We start from the raw sequence: 15,798 nt of genomic DNA on the forward strand, positions 1-15,798 counted from the left end.
CCTATGCTTCGCGTCCTGATAGCCCTAGCTCTGACATGCCTGCTCCAACCGGCCTTTGCTGACGAGCGCGCAGAAACCCAACAACAGTTGGACGCCACGCGTCAGGACATTGCCGAGCTGAAGAAACTGCTGGGTAAACTGCAGGAAGAGAAGTCCGGTGTGCAGAAGGAGCTCAAGGGCACCGAAACCGAAATGGGCAAGCTCGAGAAGCAGGTCGAAGCCCTGCAAAAAGAGCTGAAGAAAAGCGAAGCCGAGCTACAGCGCCTCGACGCAGAGAAAAAAAAACTCCAGAGCGCGCGCACTGAACAGCAACGACTGATCGCCATGCAGGCCCGCGCGGCCTACCAGAACGGTCGCCAGGAATACCTCAAGCTGCTGCTCAACCAGCAAAACCCGGAAAAATTCGCCCGTACCCTCACCTATTACGATTACCTGAGCCAGGCTCGCCTGGAGCAGTTGAAGAGTTTCAACGAAACCCTGCGCCAACTGTCCAATGTCGAGAAAGACATCGCGATGCAGCAGGCGCAATTGCTGGTGCAGCAAAGCAGCCTCGACACCCAGCGCGGCGAACTCGAGAAAGTCCGCCAGGAGCGCCAGCAAGTCCTGGCCAAACTCAATGACGACGTAAAGGCTCGCGATCAGAAACTGGCGGCGCGCGAGCAGGATCAGGCAGACCTGTCTAAAGTCCTTAAAACCATTGAAGAAACTCTGGCCCGCCAGGCCCGTGAGGCAGAAGAAGCGCGGCAGAAAGCGCTGATTGCCCAGCAGGAAGCCGAAAAAAAGCGTTTACGTGAGGCCCAGGCGCTGGCAGATGCCAACGATGACGCCCCACGCAAACCAGTCAGATCGACTCCTGGTGCACTGGTCTCCAGTTCCGGCGAGACCTTTGGCGGCCCGTTTGCATCAACCCGCGGCAAACTTCCCTGGCCTGTCGATGGTCGACTGCTCGCGCGCTTCGGTGAAACCCGTGGCGATGATGCCCGGACCAGGTGGGATGGCGTGATGATCGGCGCGTCTGCCGGCAGTGCGGTGCATGCCGTACACGGTGGGCGAGTGGTGTTCGCCGACTGGTTGCGCGGCGCCGGGCTGCTGGTGATTCTCGACCACGGCAATGGTTATTTGAGTCTGTACGGTCACAACCAGACGCTGCTCAAGTCTGCGGGTGACGTTGTAAAAGCCGGTGAGCCTATTTCCACTGTCGGTAACAGTGGCGGGCAGGACACACCAGCGCTGTATTTCGCAATTCGTCAGCAGGGTCACCCGAGTGACCCTGCGCAATGGTGCCACGCGCAAGGATAGGCGTTGAGTCACCTACATTAGGAGTTCGTTCGACATGCTGCATTTGTCCCGCCTTACCTCGCTGGCCCTGACGATCGCCCTGGTGATCGGCGCGCCTCTGGCGTTTGCCGCTCAACCAGCCCCGGCGGTTGCGCCTGCGGGCACTGCTGCGACCACCAAGGCGCCACTGCCGCTGGACGAGTTGCGCACTTTTGCCGAGGTGATGGACCGGATCAAGGCCGCTTATGTCGAACCGGTAGACGACAAGACCCTGCTGGAAAACGCCATCAAGGGCATGCTCAGCAACCTCGATCCGCATTCCGCCTACCTTGGCCCTGAAGATTTCGCCGAGCTGCAGGAAAGCACCAGTGGGGAATTCGGCGGCCTGGGTATCGAAGTCGGCGCCGAAGACGGCTTCATCAAGGTGGTGTCGCCAATTGACGACACTCCAGCCTCCAAGGCCGGCATTCAGGCCGGCGACTTCATCGTCAAGATCAACGGCCAGCCCACCCGGGGCCAGAGCATGACCGAAGCCGTCGACAAGATGCGCGGCAAGATCGGCCAGAAAATCACCCTGACCCTGGTGCGCGACGGCGGCACGCCGTTCGACGTGACCCTGGCCCGCGCCGTCATCCAGGTGAAGAGCGTCAAGAGCCAGTTGCTGGAATCGGGCTACGGTTACATCCGCATCACCCAGTTCCAGGTCAAGACCGGTGAAGAGGTTTCCAAGGCCCTGGCCAAGCTGCGCAAAGACAACGGCAAGAAGCTCAAGGGCATCATTCTCGACCTGCGCAACAACCCGGGCGGGGTGTTGCAGGCGGCGGTGGAAGTGGTCGACCACTTCATCACCAAGGGCCTGATCGTTTACACCAAGGGCCGCATCGCCAATTCCGAGCTGCGCTTCTCTGCCACCGGCAAGGACGAAAGCGAAGCCGTGCCAATGGTCGTGCTGATCAACGGCGGCAGCGCCTCGGCTTCGGAAATTGTCGCCGGCGCCCTGCAGGACCAGAAACGCGCCGTGCTGATGGGCACCACCAGTTTCGGTAAAGGTTCGGTGCAAACCGTGCTGCCGCTGAACAATGAACGCGCATTGAAGATCACCACGGCGCTGTATTACACGCCGAACGGCCGCTCCATCCAGGCACAGGGCATCGTCCCGGACATCGAAGTGCGCAAGGCCAAGATCACCAGCGAGCAGGACAGCGACTACTTCAAGGAAGCTGACTTGCAGGGTCACCTGGGCAACGGCAACGGCGGCGCCGACAAACCGACCGGCACCAGTGGCAAAGCCAAACCGATGCCACAGGACGATGACTACCAGTTGGCCCAGGCCCTGAGCCTGCTCAAAGGGCTGAGCATTACATCCGGCCGCTGAGGATGCGCCTGCGGTACGTTCTCGGTCTGCTTTGCTGTCTGGCGGGTGTTGTTCACGCAACGCCCGCCTCGACCACGCCGCAAAAAGCCTACCTGTCCCTGATCATCGATGACCTGGGGCAGAACCTGCCCCGGGATCGCCGCGTGCTGGCCCTGCCCGGCCCGGTGACCACGGCAATCATGCCCGACACGCCCCACGCCACCGAATTCGCCCGCGAAGCCCATCGCGCCGGCAAAATCGTCATTCTGCACATGCCCATGGATCCGGCCACCGGACCGTTCGCCTGGCACCCCGAACTCCCCATCGATGAGCTGGAAAAGCGCCTGAACGCTGCGTTCAAGATGGTCCCGTACACCAGCGGCATCAACAATCACATGGGCAGCCGCATGACCGCACAACCCGCCGCCATGGCCTGGCTGATGACGGACTTGCAACGACGGCACAAGTTCTTCGTCGACAGTCGCACCAGCGCCCAGACCGTGGCCGCTGCCGAAGCACAGAAGATCGGTCTGGCGAGCGTTTCGCGGGATGTGTTTCTCGACGATGAGCGTACTGAAGCAGCAATCTTCACCCAGCTGCAGACAGCGATAAGCCTCGCGCACAAACAGGGTTCGGCAGTGATGATCGGGCACCCGTATCCACAGACGCTGGCTGTTTTGGAGCGAGAACTGCCGAAGCTGAAGGCTCAGGGGATCGAGTGGATCGATATCCGGCAGATGATCAGCGTGCGCGGTAATCGGGCGACGGCCGCGCATGGCAAGGATGGCGTATACCGCTAATCCGAAGTACCGCAGAACAAATGTGGGAGTGGCGGTGCGACGATTCGACTTGCTCGCGAAGAGGGCGTGTCAGTCCACATCATTGTTGCCTGATACACCGCTTTCGCGAGCAAGCCCGCTCCCACACCAGTATGTGCAGGATCACTATAGATACTGCGCCATGATCTCGTCCACCCGCCCTTCCTTGCGCATCTGATCCAGCGCCGCCTGGAGCTTGGCCACCGTCTCGTCCGGCACGTCCTTGTTCAGTGCCAGGTACAGTTCGGCACTGTTGAAGCGCAGTACGGTTTTCAATCCGTTAACCCCTTCCTGACGCGCCAGATAGCGCCCGGCCGGATCGCCAGTGGCCCACAGGTCGATCTGACCGTTGACCAGTTTCTTCGCATTGTCCTGATCACGCAGCACGACGATCGGATTGAGCCCCTGCTTGGCCAGCGTCTCGGCGATCGCATCGCCCTTGTAGGCGCCAATCCTGTATTTACGTGCATCGCTCAGGGTTTCGAGGGTGATCTTGCTGTCAGCCTTGGCCAGCATGATCCAGTCGTCCGGGCCGATCGGACCGACCCACTTGAAGAGTTTTTCGCGATCCGGCAACCGTGCCATGACGAATACACCGTAACCAGGTTTTTCCAGGGTGAGTTTGTAGATTCGCTCCCAAGGGAAACGCAGTGTCAGGCTATAGGTTATGTCGGCGCGTTTGAAAATCTCGCGGACGATATCGGTGGCGATGCCATTGATGTTCTCGTCCTGAGCGAAGTTCTTGCCGTTCTTCGCCATGTTGTACGGCGGGAAGTTTTCCGTCAGCAACACCATGTTGGTATCGGGACTGTCTGTTGCGTACGCCCCGGTGGCCAACAAGAGACAAGCACTGGCGAGGGCTAGAAGAAGGCGTCTAAGCATGTCTGGCTACCGAAATCCATGGCGTACCCAAGAGTGCCTTGAGCCCGCCATGATGTCCACTGGCCTGTATCGGTTTGTTTAACGCATCACGATTCCGCGATGAGCCATATAGGCTTTTGCTTCCTGCACGGTGTATTCGCCAAAGTGGAAAATACTCGCCGCCAATACCGCACTGGCGTGGCCTTCAAGGATGCCGTCGGCCAGGTGTTGCAAGTTGCCGACACCGCCGGAGGCGATCACCGGAATGCCCAGCGCATCGCTGATGGCGCGGGTGACACCCAGATCGAAACCGTTTTTCATGCCGTCCTGGTCCATGCTGGTCAGCAGGATCTCACCGGCACCCAAGCCTTCCATCTTCTTCGCCCACTCAACCGCGTCGAGACCGGTTGGTTTGCGACCGCCATGGGTGAAGATTTCCCAGCGCGGGGTTTCACCCGGCCCGGAAACCTTCTTCGCGTCGATGGCAACCACGATGCATTGCGAACCGAAATGCTGCGCGGCTTCGCCGACAAACTCCGGGTTGAACACCGCGGCGGTGTTGATCGAAACCTTGTCCGCGCCGGCATTGAGCAAGTTGCGGATGTCCTGCACGGTGCGTACGCCGCCGCCCACGGTCAGCGGGATGAACACCTGGCTGGCCATGCGCTCTACGGTGTGCAGCGTGGTGTCGCGGCCGTCGACACTGGCAGTGATGTCGAGAAAGGTAATTTCGTCGGCACCCTGCTCGTCGTAGCGACGGGCGACTTCCACCGGGTCACCGGCGTCGCGGATGTTTTCGAATTTCACACCCTTGACCACCCGGCCGTTATCCACGTCCAGGCAAGGGATGATGCGTTTGGCCAGCGCCATGGTCAGTCCTCAGCCTTGGTACGAGTCGCAGAAAGCTTGCGCTTCGGCGACGTCGAGAGTGCCTTCGTAGATCGCCCGGCCGGTGATCGCGCCGATGATGCCCGGCGCCTTGGCGTCGAGCAGCGACTTGATGTCACCCAGGTTGTGAATACCGCCGGAAGCGATCACCGGAATCCTGGTCGCAGCAGCGAGCGCGGCGGTGAACGGTACGTTGCAGCCCTGCATCATGCCGTCTTTGGCGATGTCGGTATAAACGATCGAAGACACGCCGTCGGCTTCAAACTGTTTGGCCAGATCGATAACCTGCACGGTGCTGATTTCAGCCCAGCCATCGGTCGCAACAAAACCGTCCTTCGCGTCGAGGCCGACGATGATCTTGCCCGGGAACGCACGGCAGGCCTCAGCGACGAATGCCGGATCCTTCACCGCCTTGGTGCCGATGATCACGTAGCTCACGCCGGCTTTCACGTAGTGTTCGATAGTTTCCAGGGAACGGATACCGCCGCCGATCTGGATCGGCAGGTTCGGGTAGCGCTTGGCGATGGCGGTGACCACTTCGCCGTTGACCGGCTGGCCCTCGAATGCGCCATTCAGGTCGACCAGATGCAGACGACGGCAACCGCCCTCCACCCACTTGGCAGCCATGCTCACCGGGTCATCGGAGAACACTGTGGAATCTTCCATGCGGCCCTGGCGCAGACGTACGCAGGCACCGTCTTTAAGATCGATAGCGGGAATAATCAGCATCTGGCAAACCTTCAAATTTGAATGTTCAGCTTGGCTCGGAAATCAGTTTTTCTCGAGCGCCCACAGGTCGCTTTCGATGCTTTCGAACCTCTCTTTGAGGTGCGCCTGCACATCGAAAATCGCCCTGTTGTAATAGTGCGGAGCAATTTCGCGGGTAAACAGCTCAAGAATTTCGGCCGCTTCGAACGAACCCAGGTCCAGTTCGAAGCGATCCTCCATGAACCGCTTGATCTTGCGATTGGCCTCGCTCTCCTGTTCAGGAGTGAGGGTCAGGATCGGCGGCTTGGTTTTCTTGGCGGCCATTTACCAGCGACCGTCCCACGCAGCGAAGTTCTGCAGCAGCTGCAGGCCATGGGTATGGCTTTTCTCCGGGTGGAACTGCACGGCGAAACGCGAGCCTTCGGCCAGCGCCGCGGCGAAGTCGACACCGTAGTGACCGCCACCCACCACCTGCCGCGCGTTGGCGGCAGCGATGTAGTAGCTGTGCACGAAGTAGAACCGCGCCAGGTCCGGGATGTCGTGCCACAGCGGGTGACTCACCTTCTGCTTCACTTCGTTCCAGCCCATGTGCGGGACTTTCAGGTGTTCACCGTCCTCGACCAGATCCTTGCCGAAGAACTTCACCTGGCCCGGAAACAGACCGATGCAGTCGACGCCGTCGTTCTCTTCGCTGGTGTCGAGCAAGGCTTGCATGCCCACGCAGATACCAAGGAACGGACGGTCCTGGCTGACTTCACGTACCAGCGAATCGAAGCCGAGGCGACGGATCTCCGCCATGCAATCGCGAATGGCACCCACGCCGGGGAAAACCACCCGGTCGGCCTCGCGAATCACGTTCGCATCGCTGGTGATCAGGACCTTGCCGGCACCGACGTGCTCGAGGGCCTTGGCCACCGAGTGCAGGTTGCCCATGCCGTAATCGATAACCGCGACTGTCTGCATTACAGCACGCCCTTGGTCGAAGGCATTTGCCCGGCCATGCGATCATCGAGCTCGACGGCCATGCGCAGGGCACGACCGAAAGCCTTGAACACGGTTTCGATCTGGTGGTGGGTGTTGTGCCCACGCAGATTGTCGATGTGCAAGGTGACGTTGGCGTGGTTGACGAAGCCCTGGAAGAATTCCTGGAACAGGTCGACGTCGAAGCCGCCGACGGTGGCACGGGTGTACGGAACATGCATCTGCAGGCCCGGACGGCCGGAGAAGTCGATCACCACACGCGAGAGTGCTTCATCGAGCGGCACGTAGGCGTGACCGTAGCGACGGATGCCTTTCTTGTCGCCGATGGCTTTGGTGAAAGCCTGGCCGAGGGTGATACCGACGTCTTCCACGGTGTGGTGGTCATCGATATGCAGGTCGCCCTTGCTGACAATATCCAGGTCGATCAGCCCGTGACGGGCGATCTGGTCCAGCATGTGCTCAAGAAAAGGAACACCGATATCAAATCGGGCCTTTCCGGTGCCATCGAGGTTGATCGAGGCTTTGATCTGGGTTTCCAGAGTGTCGCGCTCGACAGACGCCTTACGTTCGGCCATCACCAGCTCCGCAAAATCATTGGGCGAAAAAGGCAACCATTATAGGGGCGCGGGCGCCAAACAGAAACACGAGAGGTGATATGGCTGACGGAATGAATCCGGGGGTGTCGGCGATGTACATGTCCATACAAGCGACCTGGAAAGAACGCAAAACAAATGTGGGAGCGGTGGTGCGGCAATCCGACTTGCTCGCGAAGAGGCCGTCACATTCAACATTTGTGTTGACTGACACACCGCCTTCGCGAGCAAGCCCGCTCCCACAGGTATTGCATTTACCTTGGTGTCAGTGGAACAACACTGCTGTTTTTTGCAATGTCACCCACACACCCCACGCCAACGGAATGCCCACCACCAGCCACGCCGCAACCGCCAGCGGCTTGGTGCCGGCAGCCGCTTTCCACTCCAGCACGGTACTGCTGTCAGCACCCTTGTCATGACCCAGCGCCTGTTCGGCGGCCAGTTCGGCGTCGGTCATGAAGTACTTGTCGGCCACCGGACGCACCAGCAGATTGCACAGGAAACCCAGCACCAGCAGGCCGGCGAGGATGTACGGGGTGATGTCGTATGCCGCTGCGCGCTCGACGCCGATGCTCAATTGATACTCACGCAGGTAGTTCACCAGCACCGGACCCAGCACGCCGGCGGCAGCCCAGGCGGTCAGCAGACGACCGTGGATCGCGCCGACCATTTGCGTACCGAACAGGTCCGCCAGATACGCCGGAACGGTTGCAAAGCCACCGCCATACATCGACAGGATGATGCAGAACGCCGCCACGAACAGCGCGACGCTGCCCAGATGACCAAGGTTCGGAATCAGTCCGTACAGGGCAAAACCCAGGGCGAAGAACACGAAGTAGGTGTTTTTGCGGCCCAGGTAATCCGAGAACGAAGCCCAGAAGAAACGTCCGCCGATGTTGAACAGGCTCAGCAAACCGGTGAAACCGGCAGCGATGGCGGCGATCGAAGCCAGTTGCGAGGCGTCGAGCTGACCGAACGCCAGGTCATTGCCCAGCAATTTGCCCGCGAACACTTCCTGCAACAGCGGCGACGCCATGCCGAGGATACCGATACCGGCGGATACGTTCAGGCACAGCACCAGCCACACCAGACGGAATTGCGGCGTCTTCCAGGCCACATTCACGTGAACATGACGATGAGTGATCATCGCGTTCGAGGCTTTTTTCACCGGGGCGGTCCAGCCTTCGGGCTTCCAGCCGGTTGGCGGAACGCGGTAGGACAGCGCGCCACCGATCATGAACACGAAGTAGATCGCGGCCATCACCAGGAAGCTCTGCCACACGCCGACACTGGTTGGCGAAGCGAAGTGCCCCATCAGCGCCGCCGCCAGCGGAGCGCCGACCATTGCGCCGCCGCCGAAGCCCATGATCGCCATGCCGGTCGCCATGCCGCGCTTGTCCGGAAACCATTTGATCAGGGTCGACACCGGCGAAATGTAGCCCAGGCCCAGGCCGATACCGCCAATGACCCCGGAGCCGATCCACATCAGCCAGATCTGGTGGGTATACACCCCCAGCGCCGAAATCAGCAGGCCGCCACACCAGCACAGAGCCGATACGACGCCGGCCTTGCGCGGTCCGGCATGTTCCAGCCAGCCACCCCAGATGGCGGCCGAGCAACCGAGGAAGATGAAGAACAGCGTGTAGATCCAGCCGAGCATCGAGATCGGCCAGTCACACTGAGACGAAAAGACTTGTGCGATAAAACTCATGTCTGGCGCGCAGGCTGCCGGAGCGGTGATGCCCAGCGCCTTGGACAGCGGCAGCCAGAACACCGAAAAGCCGTAGGCCATGCCGATGCACAAGTGGATGGCCAACGCGGCCGGTGGTACCAGCCAGCGGTTGAAACCGGGCTTGGCGATGATCCGCTCCTTGGACAGGAACGCAGGCTGGCTGGCACTGAAGCCGTCCGCCGTGATGCTCGTAGTCATTGTGTTTCCCCCAATTATCAGTAGGGTTCGCCAGCCATGGTCCACCCCCGGCCTTTATGCACGCAGGCATGACCGTTTTTTTTCGGGGGACGCCTTGTTGTGCGACAACAGGTCGCAGAAGGACGGACGAACGGGCAAAGGGTACCATCTGCAAGTGACAGAAAAACCAAACTGACATCACCTTTTGTACGTTATCTGACCTCTTTCACCCATGACCTCACAGGAATCACCATGCCGATCATCGTCGAGTCGCTGAATCAAGCCACGTCCCAGGATCGGCAGGATCTGCAGAAGATCTACCGCGACGCTCCAGAATGGTTGTTCGCCCCGTTTTCCGGGGAAGCGCAGTTGATCGAAGACTGTTTGCGCGACGGCACGCTGATCGCCGGGCGCTTCAATGATCGCCTGCTGGGCGCGGCCCGTTTGCAAAGGCACCAAGAGGCCTGGTACTTGTCACAAATTTGTGTGCGAAAAATTACCCGTCGCCGTGGTGTTGCCGAGCGACTGGTGGCCGAAGCCCGGAAAATGGCCGAGCAATCGGGCGTGACCCTGCGCTTGCTCGCACCTGCCGGGCACCTGGAGGCTCAGGCACTGGCCGCCAAGCTGAAACTGCCGCTGGATGTACTGCCCGAGTGATCGCTGACCGGTCGTCTATCCGGTGGCGCTATACTCCTCGGCTAAATTTTGAATTCGACTATCTACAAGGACTCGCCCATGAAAGCGTTCGGCAAAATCCTGGGTCTGGTACTTCTCGGGCTGTTGCTGATCATTGTGGCGCTGGGCTTTGCCCTGACCCACCTCTTCGATCCCAACGACTACAAAGACGAGATTCGCCAGATTGCCCGCGACAAGGCCCACATCGAGCTGACGCTCAATGGCGATATCGGCTGGAGCCTGTTCCCGTGGCTGGGCCTGGAGCTGCACGACGCCAGTGTCGCGACCATGGTCAAACCGACCGAACCGTACGCCGATTTGCAGATGCTCGGCCTGTCGGTGCGCGTCCTGCCGCTGCTGCGCCGTGAAGTGCAGATGAGCGACGTGCGCGTCGAAGGCCTGAACCTGCGCCTGAACCGCGACAAGGATGGTCACGGCAACTGGGAGGACATCGGCAAGGTGCCTGCTACGGCCAAGACCGACGCCACCAGCACCCCGCCAGCCGCTATCGAACCTGCGCCCGAAGCCAGCGTCGTGGCGGAAAAACCGCCTCAGCCGATCCGTCTGGACATCGACAGCCTGACCGTGAACAACGCACGGGTTGAATACACCGACGAACGAACCGGCAAGAGCTTCAGCGCCGAAAGCATTCAGTTGAGCACCGGCGCGGTTCACGACTCCGTCAACATTCCGCTCAAGCTCACGGCTTTCCTGTCAGCCAACCAGCCGGCACTGCGGGTTCGCACCGAGCTCAATGGTGAGGTGCGTATCGCACGTGCACTGCAGCGTTATCAGTTCGAAGACATGAAGTTGTCCGGTGAAGTGGCCGGCGATCCGCTGCAAGGCAAGACCATGACGTTCTCCGCCCAGGGCCAGCTGGTGCTGGACAAGGCCGCCAACGTGGCCGAGTGGACCGGTATCAAGATCTCCGCCAACCAACTGCGGGCACTGGGTGAACTGAAGGTCAACGACCTCGACAAGACCCCACAGGTCAGCGGCGGCATCTCGATTGCCCAGTTCGACCTGGCGAAATTCGTCGAAAGCATCGGCCAGAAACTCCCGGCCATGGCCGAAGGCAGCCTGAGCAAAGTCGAGCTGGTCAGCCGATTGGCAGCGACACCGACCAGCCTGGCGCTCGACAACCTCAACCTGAAAGTCGACGACAGCACCTTCAGCGGCCGCATTGCCGTCGAAGACTTCGCCAAGCAATCGCTGCGCGCTGTGCTCAAGGCCGACACCTTCAACGTCGATCGTTACCTGCCGCCAAAATCCGCCGAGGCCAATAGCGCCACGCAGGTACGCCAGGCCGAAGTCGCCAGCACCGAAGCCGATGCCCTGGCTGGCGCGGGCAGTACACCACTGCCACCCGCGCCGACCAAGGACGCGTGGAGCAGCGAGCGTCTGTTGCCAGTGGAACGCTTGAGCAAGCTCGATGTGGACGCCGACCTGACCTTCGGCCAGTTGACCCTGAAAAAACTGCCGATCCATAACGCTACGCTCAAGGCCACCGGCCAGGGCGGCCTGCTGACGCTGGCCAACCTGCGCGGCGATCTGTACGAGGGCAACTTCGAAACCGCTGGCACGCTCGATGTGCGCCAGCCAGTGCCGGCGCTGAACCTGCAGACGAAGATCAGCCGGGTACCGGCAGAAAAAATCCTCGAAAGCCAGGGCAAGAACCCGCCGGTCAAAGGCCTGGTCACGCTCAACAGCAGCCTGAGCGGCAATGGCAACAGCCAGAAAGCGCTGATCGAAACCCTCAATGGCAACGCCAGTATCGTCATCAACAATGGCATGCTGCTCAATGCCAACCTTGAGCAACAGCTGTGCAAAGGCATCGCCACGCTCAACCGCAAAACCCTCAGCGGCGAGCCGCGGGGCAAGGACACACCGTTCCAGGAACTCAAGGGCAACCTGACCTTCCGTAATGGCGTGGCCAGCAACCCGGACCTGAAAGTGCGCATCCCGGGCATGGCCGTCAACGGTAACGGTGACATCGATCTGCGAGTGCTGGGCATGGACTACCGCGTCGGCATCATCGTCGAAGGTGATACGAGCGCCATGCCAGACCCGGCCTGTCAGGTCGGCGACAAGTTTGTCGGTATCGAGTGGCCACTGCGCTGCCGCGGCCCGCTGGAGCTGGGCGCCAAGGCTTGCCGCGTGGATAACGAACGCATGAGCCAGGTCGCGACCAAGGTGGCTGGCGACAGGATCAGCGAAAAAATCGAGGAAAAATGGGGCGACAAAGTCGACCCGAAACTGAAAGACGCACTCAAGGAACTGTTCAAGCGATGAGAGCCGAGCAGTTTTCAACGGCGGTGCTGGACTGGTTCGACCGCCACGGCCGTCACGATTTGCCCTGGCAGCAGGACATCAACCCATATCGGGTATGGGTCTCGGAAATCATGTTGCAGCAGACCCAGGTCAGCACCGTGCTGAACTACTTCGACCGCTTCATGGCCTCGCTGCCAACGGTCGAAGCCCTGGCGGCGGCACCGGAAGACGAAGTGCTGCACCTGTGGACGGGCCTGGGTTACTACACCCGCGCGCGCAATTTGCAGAAGACCGCGAAAATCGTCGTCGAGCAGTACGGCGGCGAATTTCCCCGGGACGTGGAAAAGCTCACTGACCTGCCGGGCATCGGCCTGTCCACCGCTGGTGCGATTGCCAGCATCAGCATGGGGCTGCGCGCGCCGATCCTCGACGGCAACGTCAAACGGGTGCTGGCGCGCTTTACCGCGCAGGAGGGCTACCCCGGCGAGCCGAAGGTCGCGAAACAGCTCTGGGCCAACGCTGAGCGCTTCACACCGCACGACCGGGTCAACGCCTACACCCAGGCGATGATGGACCTCGGCGCCACGCTCTGCACCCGCAGCAAACCGAGCTGCCTGCTGTGTCCGCTGAAAAAGGGCTGTGAGGCGCACATGCTTGGCCTGGAGACCCGCTACCCGATCCCCAAGCCGCGTAAGGCCATCCCGCAGAAGCGCACGCTGATGCCGATGCTCGCCAACGCCGAGGGCGCCATTCTGCTTTACCGTCGCCCCTCCACGGGCCTGTGGGGCGGCTTGTGGAGCCTGCCGGAACTCGACGACCTCGACGATCTGCAGCACCTGGCATCGCAGCATTCGCTGGAACTGGGCACCCAACAGGCGTTGCCGAGCCTGGTGCACACCTTCAGCCATTTTCAGTTATCCATCGAACCCTGGCTGGTTCAGGTCCAGCAGACCGGCCATCACGTGGCCGAGGCCGACTGGCTCTGGTATAACCTCGCCACCCCGCCGCGCCTGGGTCTTGCCGCCCCGGTCAAGACCTTGCTCGAACGCGCGGCCGCCGTATTGAACGCAGGAGAGTCGTCATGACCCGCACCATCATGTGCCGCAAGTACAAAGAAGAATTGCCTGCCCTGGAGCGCGCACCGTTCCCGGGTGCCAAAGGCCAGGACATTTTTGACCACGTCTCGGCCAAGGCCTGGGCAGATTGGCAAAAGCACCAGACCCTGCTGATCAACGAAAAACGCCTGAACATGATGAACGCCGAAGATCGCAAATATCTGCAGGGCGAGATGGACAAGTACTTCTCCGGCGAGGATTACGCCAAGGCCGAAGGCTACGTTCCACCTGCTCAATAATTGATCAAAATCCGGGGTCGGCACGTAAGCAACGGTAATAATTAAATATTTTTTGAAAACTTGCTTGACGACCCCCTGAAAAACCCGTTTAATGCGCCCCGTTGCCCAGATAGCTCAGTCGGTAGAGCAGGGGATTGAAAATCCCCGTGTCGGCGGTTCGATTCCGTCTCTGGGCACCAAATACCGAAAACCCTGAATCGCAAGATTCAGGGTTTTTTTATGCCTGCGGGAAAGTGCAGGCCCCCAAACGCCCCTCCCCAGGAACCCTGAACTGCAAGATTCAGGGCTCACTTGCGCCCCATGGTTCAGAGCCTCTCGTCAACTCGCGTCCTTCCAGTGGAAAACCAGGCTACGGGCTGCACCGCTGCCAACATTGGCAACGTCATGCCGCGTTTCGCCGTTGCGCGTCGCAATGACCGTGTATTTACCGGCAGGCAGTTTCACGTAAACCAGCGGACCGGCGTCATTGAGCGTCAGTACGGTTTGCCCCGGGGCTTTCTGAATAACGACGCTCACGTCGGGAATGTATTCATTTTGCGATCCGACCGAGAACGTCATGTGCAGGTTATAGCCGGTGGTCTGCTGAATGGCCCTGGACTCATCCTCGCCGATACCGCCGGACAGGTAGGCGATGCCGTTTTGCTCCTGGCGCTGCACCTGCACGCCAGCGCTGTCGATTGGAGCAAGGCTGGCGGCGGGCGACATCGATGGAAACATCAACACGCCGACGGCGGTGAGAGGTAACAGGAGTGAATGGAGGGGTTTCATGATGACGCCTCCCGGGTTCTGCAGAACCCAATGGTTACACCCTTTGGATTTCCGGGTGGAGGGAGGGGTTTTAGATTGATTTGGCCTGAGTACGAAACGTACTACACCATTTGTTCCTCAGCCCTCGCCCGGATTTAGACTCGTCCTGCCGAAGAGCCCGGTATTTCCTGCCTGTTTTTCAGTAACTCCCGGCATCTTCGAAAGGTACTCACTGGTCATGCTCTTTCGCTGCTCAATCTGCTGCGGAAGACCTCATGACGGCCCTCACACCCAACGACACTCACGACCCCTATCTCGCATCACTGCTTGGCAACCTTGGCAAATTGATCCATCAGGCACGTCAGAAAGCGCTTCGGGCGGTCGATACCGTTCAAGTGCAGACCTGTTGGCAGATCGGTCGGCACATCGTTGAGTTCGAACAGAACGGCGCGCGACGGGCGAGGTATGGCAAAGAGTTACTGTCGACCTTGGCAAAAGTGCTGGCTGAAGAATTCGGAAAAGGATTTGACGCCTCCAACCTTCGTTACATGCGTCTGTTCTATCAAGCCTTTCCAATTCGTGACGCACTGCGTCACGAATTGAGCTGGACCCACTACCGCCGCCTGCTTCGGGTCGACAACGACAGCGCTCGTCTCTGGTACATGAACGAATCAGCCACCCAAAACTGGTCAAGCCGCGCTCTGGAACGCCAGATCAACACACTGTATTACGAGCGCCTGCTGGCAAGCCGCGATCGCGGCAGCGTCAAGCAGGAGGCCGCTACCAACATTCAGAACATGAAAGCCAGCCCTCGGGAATTCATCCGTGATCCGGTGGTACTGGAATTTCTTGGTTTACCCAATGCCGGAAAGCTTCAGGAAAGCGAGATCGAACAAGCGTTGATCGAACAACTGCAAGGCTTCTTGCTGGAGCTGGGCAAGGGCTTCGCGTTCATTGCCCGCCAGCAACGCATCAGTACCGACAGCAAAGACTTCTACATCGATCTGGTGTTCTACAACTACCTGCTCAAGTGCTTCGTCATCTTCGATATCAAGCGCGGTGAACTGACCCATCAGGATGTGGGGCAGATGGACATGTACGTACGCATGTACGACGACCTGAAACGTGGCGTGGAAGACGGCCCCACTGTCGGCATCATTCTCTGTGCGCAAAAGGATGAATCCGTGGTGCGTTACTCGGTGCTTGAAGGAAACGAACAACTGTTCGCCAGCAAGTACAAGCTTGTCCTGCCAACTGAGGAGGAGCTCCGTAACGAGCTGGATCGGGAACGGGCGGCACTTGAAGAGCGGCTGCTCGATCAACCACTGCGTTGAGGCGAACGGATTGTTCATCAACGCCAT

General features: G+C 59.9%; 16 protein-coding genes and 1 tRNA gene. 9 read left to right on the plus strand and 8 right to left on the minus strand.

Annotated elements, in window-relative coordinates; translation table 11 throughout:
• Window positions 1–3 precede the first annotated feature (3 nt).
• Genes ACEN8Q_RS21720 through ACEN8Q_RS21730 form a run of 3 tightly spaced genes read left to right on the plus strand, consistent with a single transcriptional unit; the run spans window position 4 to window position 3,432 of the window.
• Window positions 4–1,299, plus strand: coding sequence for a murein hydrolase activator EnvC family protein (locus ACEN8Q_RS21720; protein ID WP_413703724.1), 1,296 nt, complete (start codon window positions 4–6; stop codon window positions 1,297–1,299).
• Window positions 1,300–1,333: 34 nt separating this feature from the next.
• The gene (locus ACEN8Q_RS21725) at window positions 1,334–2,653 is read left to right on the plus strand and encodes a S41 family peptidase (RefSeq protein WP_413423404.1); all 1,320 of its coding nucleotides are present in this window, start codon (window positions 1,334–1,336) and stop codon (window positions 2,651–2,653) included.
• Window positions 2,654–2,655: 2 nt separating this feature from the next.
• Entirely contained in the window at window positions 2,656–3,432 is a 777-nt protein-coding gene (locus ACEN8Q_RS21730; protein WP_413703725.1) for a divergent polysaccharide deacetylase family protein, read from the plus strand.
• A 144-nt stretch (window positions 3,433–3,576) separates the two neighbouring features.
• Here ACEN8Q_RS21730 and ACEN8Q_RS21735 read toward each other — a convergent pair whose 3' ends face one another.
• The 7 genes from ACEN8Q_RS21735 to ACEN8Q_RS21765 all read right to left on the minus strand — a co-directional run bounded on the left by ACEN8Q_RS21735 (window position 3,577) and on the right by ACEN8Q_RS21765 (window position 9,411).
• Window positions 3,577–4,332: a substrate-binding periplasmic protein gene (locus ACEN8Q_RS21735; protein WP_413423408.1), complete on the minus strand. Its 756-nt coding sequence runs from the start codon at window positions 4,330–4,332 to the stop codon at window positions 3,577–3,579.
• Between the two features lie 78 nt (window positions 4,333–4,410).
• Window positions 4,411–5,181 carry an imidazole glycerol phosphate synthase subunit HisF gene (hisF, locus tag ACEN8Q_RS21740; RefSeq protein WP_413703726.1) on the minus strand — a complete coding sequence of 257 codons (771 nt, stop codon included), beginning with the start codon at window positions 5,179–5,181 and terminating at the stop codon, window positions 4,411–4,413.
• Between the two features lie 9 nt (window positions 5,182–5,190).
• Window positions 5,191–5,928, minus strand: a complete 738-nt coding sequence (gene hisA / locus ACEN8Q_RS21745; RefSeq protein ID WP_413703727.1) for a 1-(5-phosphoribosyl)-5-[(5-phosphoribosylamino)methylideneamino]imidazole-4-carboxamide isomerase — start codon at window positions 5,926–5,928, stop codon at window positions 5,191–5,193.
• Between the two features lie 42 nt (window positions 5,929–5,970).
• Window positions 5,971–6,231: a DUF2164 domain-containing protein gene (locus tag ACEN8Q_RS21750; RefSeq protein ID WP_413423413.1), complete on the minus strand. Its 261-nt coding sequence runs from the start codon at window positions 6,229–6,231 to the stop codon at window positions 5,971–5,973.
• The gene (gene hisH, locus ACEN8Q_RS21755) at window positions 6,232–6,870 is read right to left on the minus strand and encodes an imidazole glycerol phosphate synthase subunit HisH (RefSeq protein WP_007989198.1); all 639 of its coding nucleotides are present in this window, start codon (window positions 6,868–6,870) and stop codon (window positions 6,232–6,234) included.
• Window positions 6,870–7,463, minus strand: coding sequence for an imidazoleglycerol-phosphate dehydratase HisB (gene hisB, locus ACEN8Q_RS21760; protein WP_003186751.1), 594 nt, complete (start codon window positions 7,461–7,463; stop codon window positions 6,870–6,872). The genes hisH and hisB overlap by 1 nt, the downstream gene beginning before the upstream one ends.
• A 283-nt stretch (window positions 7,464–7,746) precedes the next feature.
• On the minus strand, window positions 7,747–9,411 hold the full coding sequence (locus ACEN8Q_RS21765; RefSeq protein WP_413703728.1) for an OFA family MFS transporter: 1,665 nt from the start codon (window positions 9,409–9,411) through the stop codon (window positions 7,747–7,749).
• 231 nt (window positions 9,412–9,642) lie between these two features.
• On the opposite strand from ACEN8Q_RS21765, the gene ACEN8Q_RS21770 reads away from it, so the two are divergent.
• The 5 genes from ACEN8Q_RS21770 (at window position 9,643) to ACEN8Q_RS21790 (ending at window position 13,869) form a co-directional block, all read left to right on the plus strand.
• Complete coding sequence (locus ACEN8Q_RS21770; protein ID WP_413703729.1) at window positions 9,643–10,047, plus strand: acetyl-CoA sensor PanZ family protein; 405 nt, start codon at window positions 9,643–9,645, stop codon at window positions 10,045–10,047.
• A 78-nt stretch (window positions 10,048–10,125) separates the two neighbouring features.
• The gene (locus ACEN8Q_RS21775) at window positions 10,126–12,357 is read left to right on the plus strand and encodes an AsmA family protein (RefSeq protein ID WP_413703730.1); all 2,232 of its coding nucleotides are present in this window, start codon (window positions 10,126–10,128) and stop codon (window positions 12,355–12,357) included.
• Entirely contained in the window at window positions 12,354–13,421 is a 1,068-nt protein-coding gene (mutY, locus tag ACEN8Q_RS21780) for an A/G-specific adenine glycosylase (RefSeq protein WP_413423421.1), read from the plus strand. Before ACEN8Q_RS21775 ends, mutY begins: the two co-directional genes overlap by 4 nt.
• The gene (locus ACEN8Q_RS21785) at window positions 13,418–13,690 is read left to right on the plus strand and encodes an oxidative damage protection protein (RefSeq protein ID WP_413423423.1); all 273 of its coding nucleotides are present in this window, start codon (window positions 13,418–13,420) and stop codon (window positions 13,688–13,690) included. The genes mutY and ACEN8Q_RS21785 overlap by 4 nt, the downstream gene beginning before the upstream one ends.
• A 103-nt stretch (window positions 13,691–13,793) precedes the next feature.
• Window positions 13,794–13,869: transfer RNA gene (locus ACEN8Q_RS21790), tRNA-Phe, on the plus strand.
• Between the two features lie 139 nt (window positions 13,870–14,008).
• Here the strand turns inward: ACEN8Q_RS21790 and ACEN8Q_RS21795 are convergent.
• Entirely contained in the window at window positions 14,009–14,458 is a 450-nt protein-coding gene (locus ACEN8Q_RS21795; protein WP_413423425.1) for a carboxypeptidase regulatory-like domain-containing protein, read from the minus strand.
• Between the two features lie 254 nt (window positions 14,459–14,712).
• Between ACEN8Q_RS21795 and ACEN8Q_RS21800 the strand changes: the two genes are divergently transcribed.
• The gene (locus ACEN8Q_RS21800) at window positions 14,713–15,771 is read left to right on the plus strand and encodes a PDDEXK nuclease domain-containing protein (protein WP_413423427.1); all 1,059 of its coding nucleotides are present in this window, start codon (window positions 14,713–14,715) and stop codon (window positions 15,769–15,771) included.
• Window positions 15,772–15,798: the final 27 nt, after the last annotated feature.

The sequence above is a fragment of the Pseudomonas sp. Pseusp16 genome (assembly GCF_047324915.1).
Lineage (GTDB): Bacteria > Pseudomonadota > Gammaproteobacteria > Pseudomonadales > Pseudomonadaceae > Aquipseudomonas > Aquipseudomonas fluorescens_CD.

What these genes read in the sequence shown, in the direction of transcription:
- mutY (WP_413423421.1), top strand. Translation starts at nt 12,354, where the DNA reads ATGAGAGCCGAGCAGTTTTCAACGGCGGTGCTGGACTGGTTCGACCGC.
- ACEN8Q_RS21800 (WP_413423427.1), top strand. Translation starts at nt 14,713, where the DNA reads ATGACGGCCCTCACACCCAACGACACTCACGACCCCTATCTCGCATCA.
- ACEN8Q_RS21785 (WP_413423423.1), top strand. Translation starts at nt 13,418, where the DNA reads ATGACCCGCACCATCATGTGCCGCAAGTACAAAGAAGAATTGCCTGCC.
- hisF (WP_413703726.1), bottom strand. Translation starts at nt 5,181, where the DNA reads ATGGCGCTGGCCAAACGCATCATCCCTTGCCTGGACGTGGATAACGGC.
- hisB (WP_003186751.1), bottom strand. Translation starts at nt 7,463, where the DNA reads ATGGCCGAACGTAAGGCGTCTGTCGAGCGCGACACTCTGGAAACCCAG.
- ACEN8Q_RS21770 (WP_413703729.1), top strand. Translation starts at nt 9,643, where the DNA reads ATGCCGATCATCGTCGAGTCGCTGAATCAAGCCACGTCCCAGGATCGG.
- hisH (WP_007989198.1), bottom strand. Translation starts at nt 6,870, where the DNA reads ATGCAGACAGTCGCGGTTATCGATTACGGCATGGGCAACCTGCACTCG.
- ACEN8Q_RS21725 (WP_413423404.1), top strand. Translation starts at nt 1,334, where the DNA reads ATGCTGCATTTGTCCCGCCTTACCTCGCTGGCCCTGACGATCGCCCTG.
- hisA (WP_413703727.1), bottom strand. Translation starts at nt 5,928, where the DNA reads ATGCTGATTATTCCCGCTATCGATCTTAAAGACGGTGCCTGCGTACGT.
- ACEN8Q_RS21795 (WP_413423425.1), bottom strand. Translation starts at nt 14,458, where the DNA reads ATGAAACCCCTCCATTCACTCCTGTTACCTCTCACCGCCGTCGGCGTG.
- ACEN8Q_RS21720 (WP_413703724.1), top strand. Translation starts at nt 4, where the DNA reads ATGCTTCGCGTCCTGATAGCCCTAGCTCTGACATGCCTGCTCCAACCG.
- ACEN8Q_RS21750 (WP_413423413.1), bottom strand. Translation starts at nt 6,231, where the DNA reads ATGGCCGCCAAGAAAACCAAGCCGCCGATCCTGACCCTCACTCCTGAA.
- ACEN8Q_RS21730 (WP_413703725.1), top strand. Translation starts at nt 2,656, where the DNA reads ATGCGCCTGCGGTACGTTCTCGGTCTGCTTTGCTGTCTGGCGGGTGTT.
- ACEN8Q_RS21735 (WP_413423408.1), bottom strand. Translation starts at nt 4,332, where the DNA reads ATGCTTAGACGCCTTCTTCTAGCCCTCGCCAGTGCTTGTCTCTTGTTG.
- ACEN8Q_RS21765 (WP_413703728.1), bottom strand. Translation starts at nt 9,411, where the DNA reads ATGACTACGAGCATCACGGCGGACGGCTTCAGTGCCAGCCAGCCTGCG.
- ACEN8Q_RS21775 (WP_413703730.1), top strand. Translation starts at nt 10,126, where the DNA reads ATGAAAGCGTTCGGCAAAATCCTGGGTCTGGTACTTCTCGGGCTGTTG.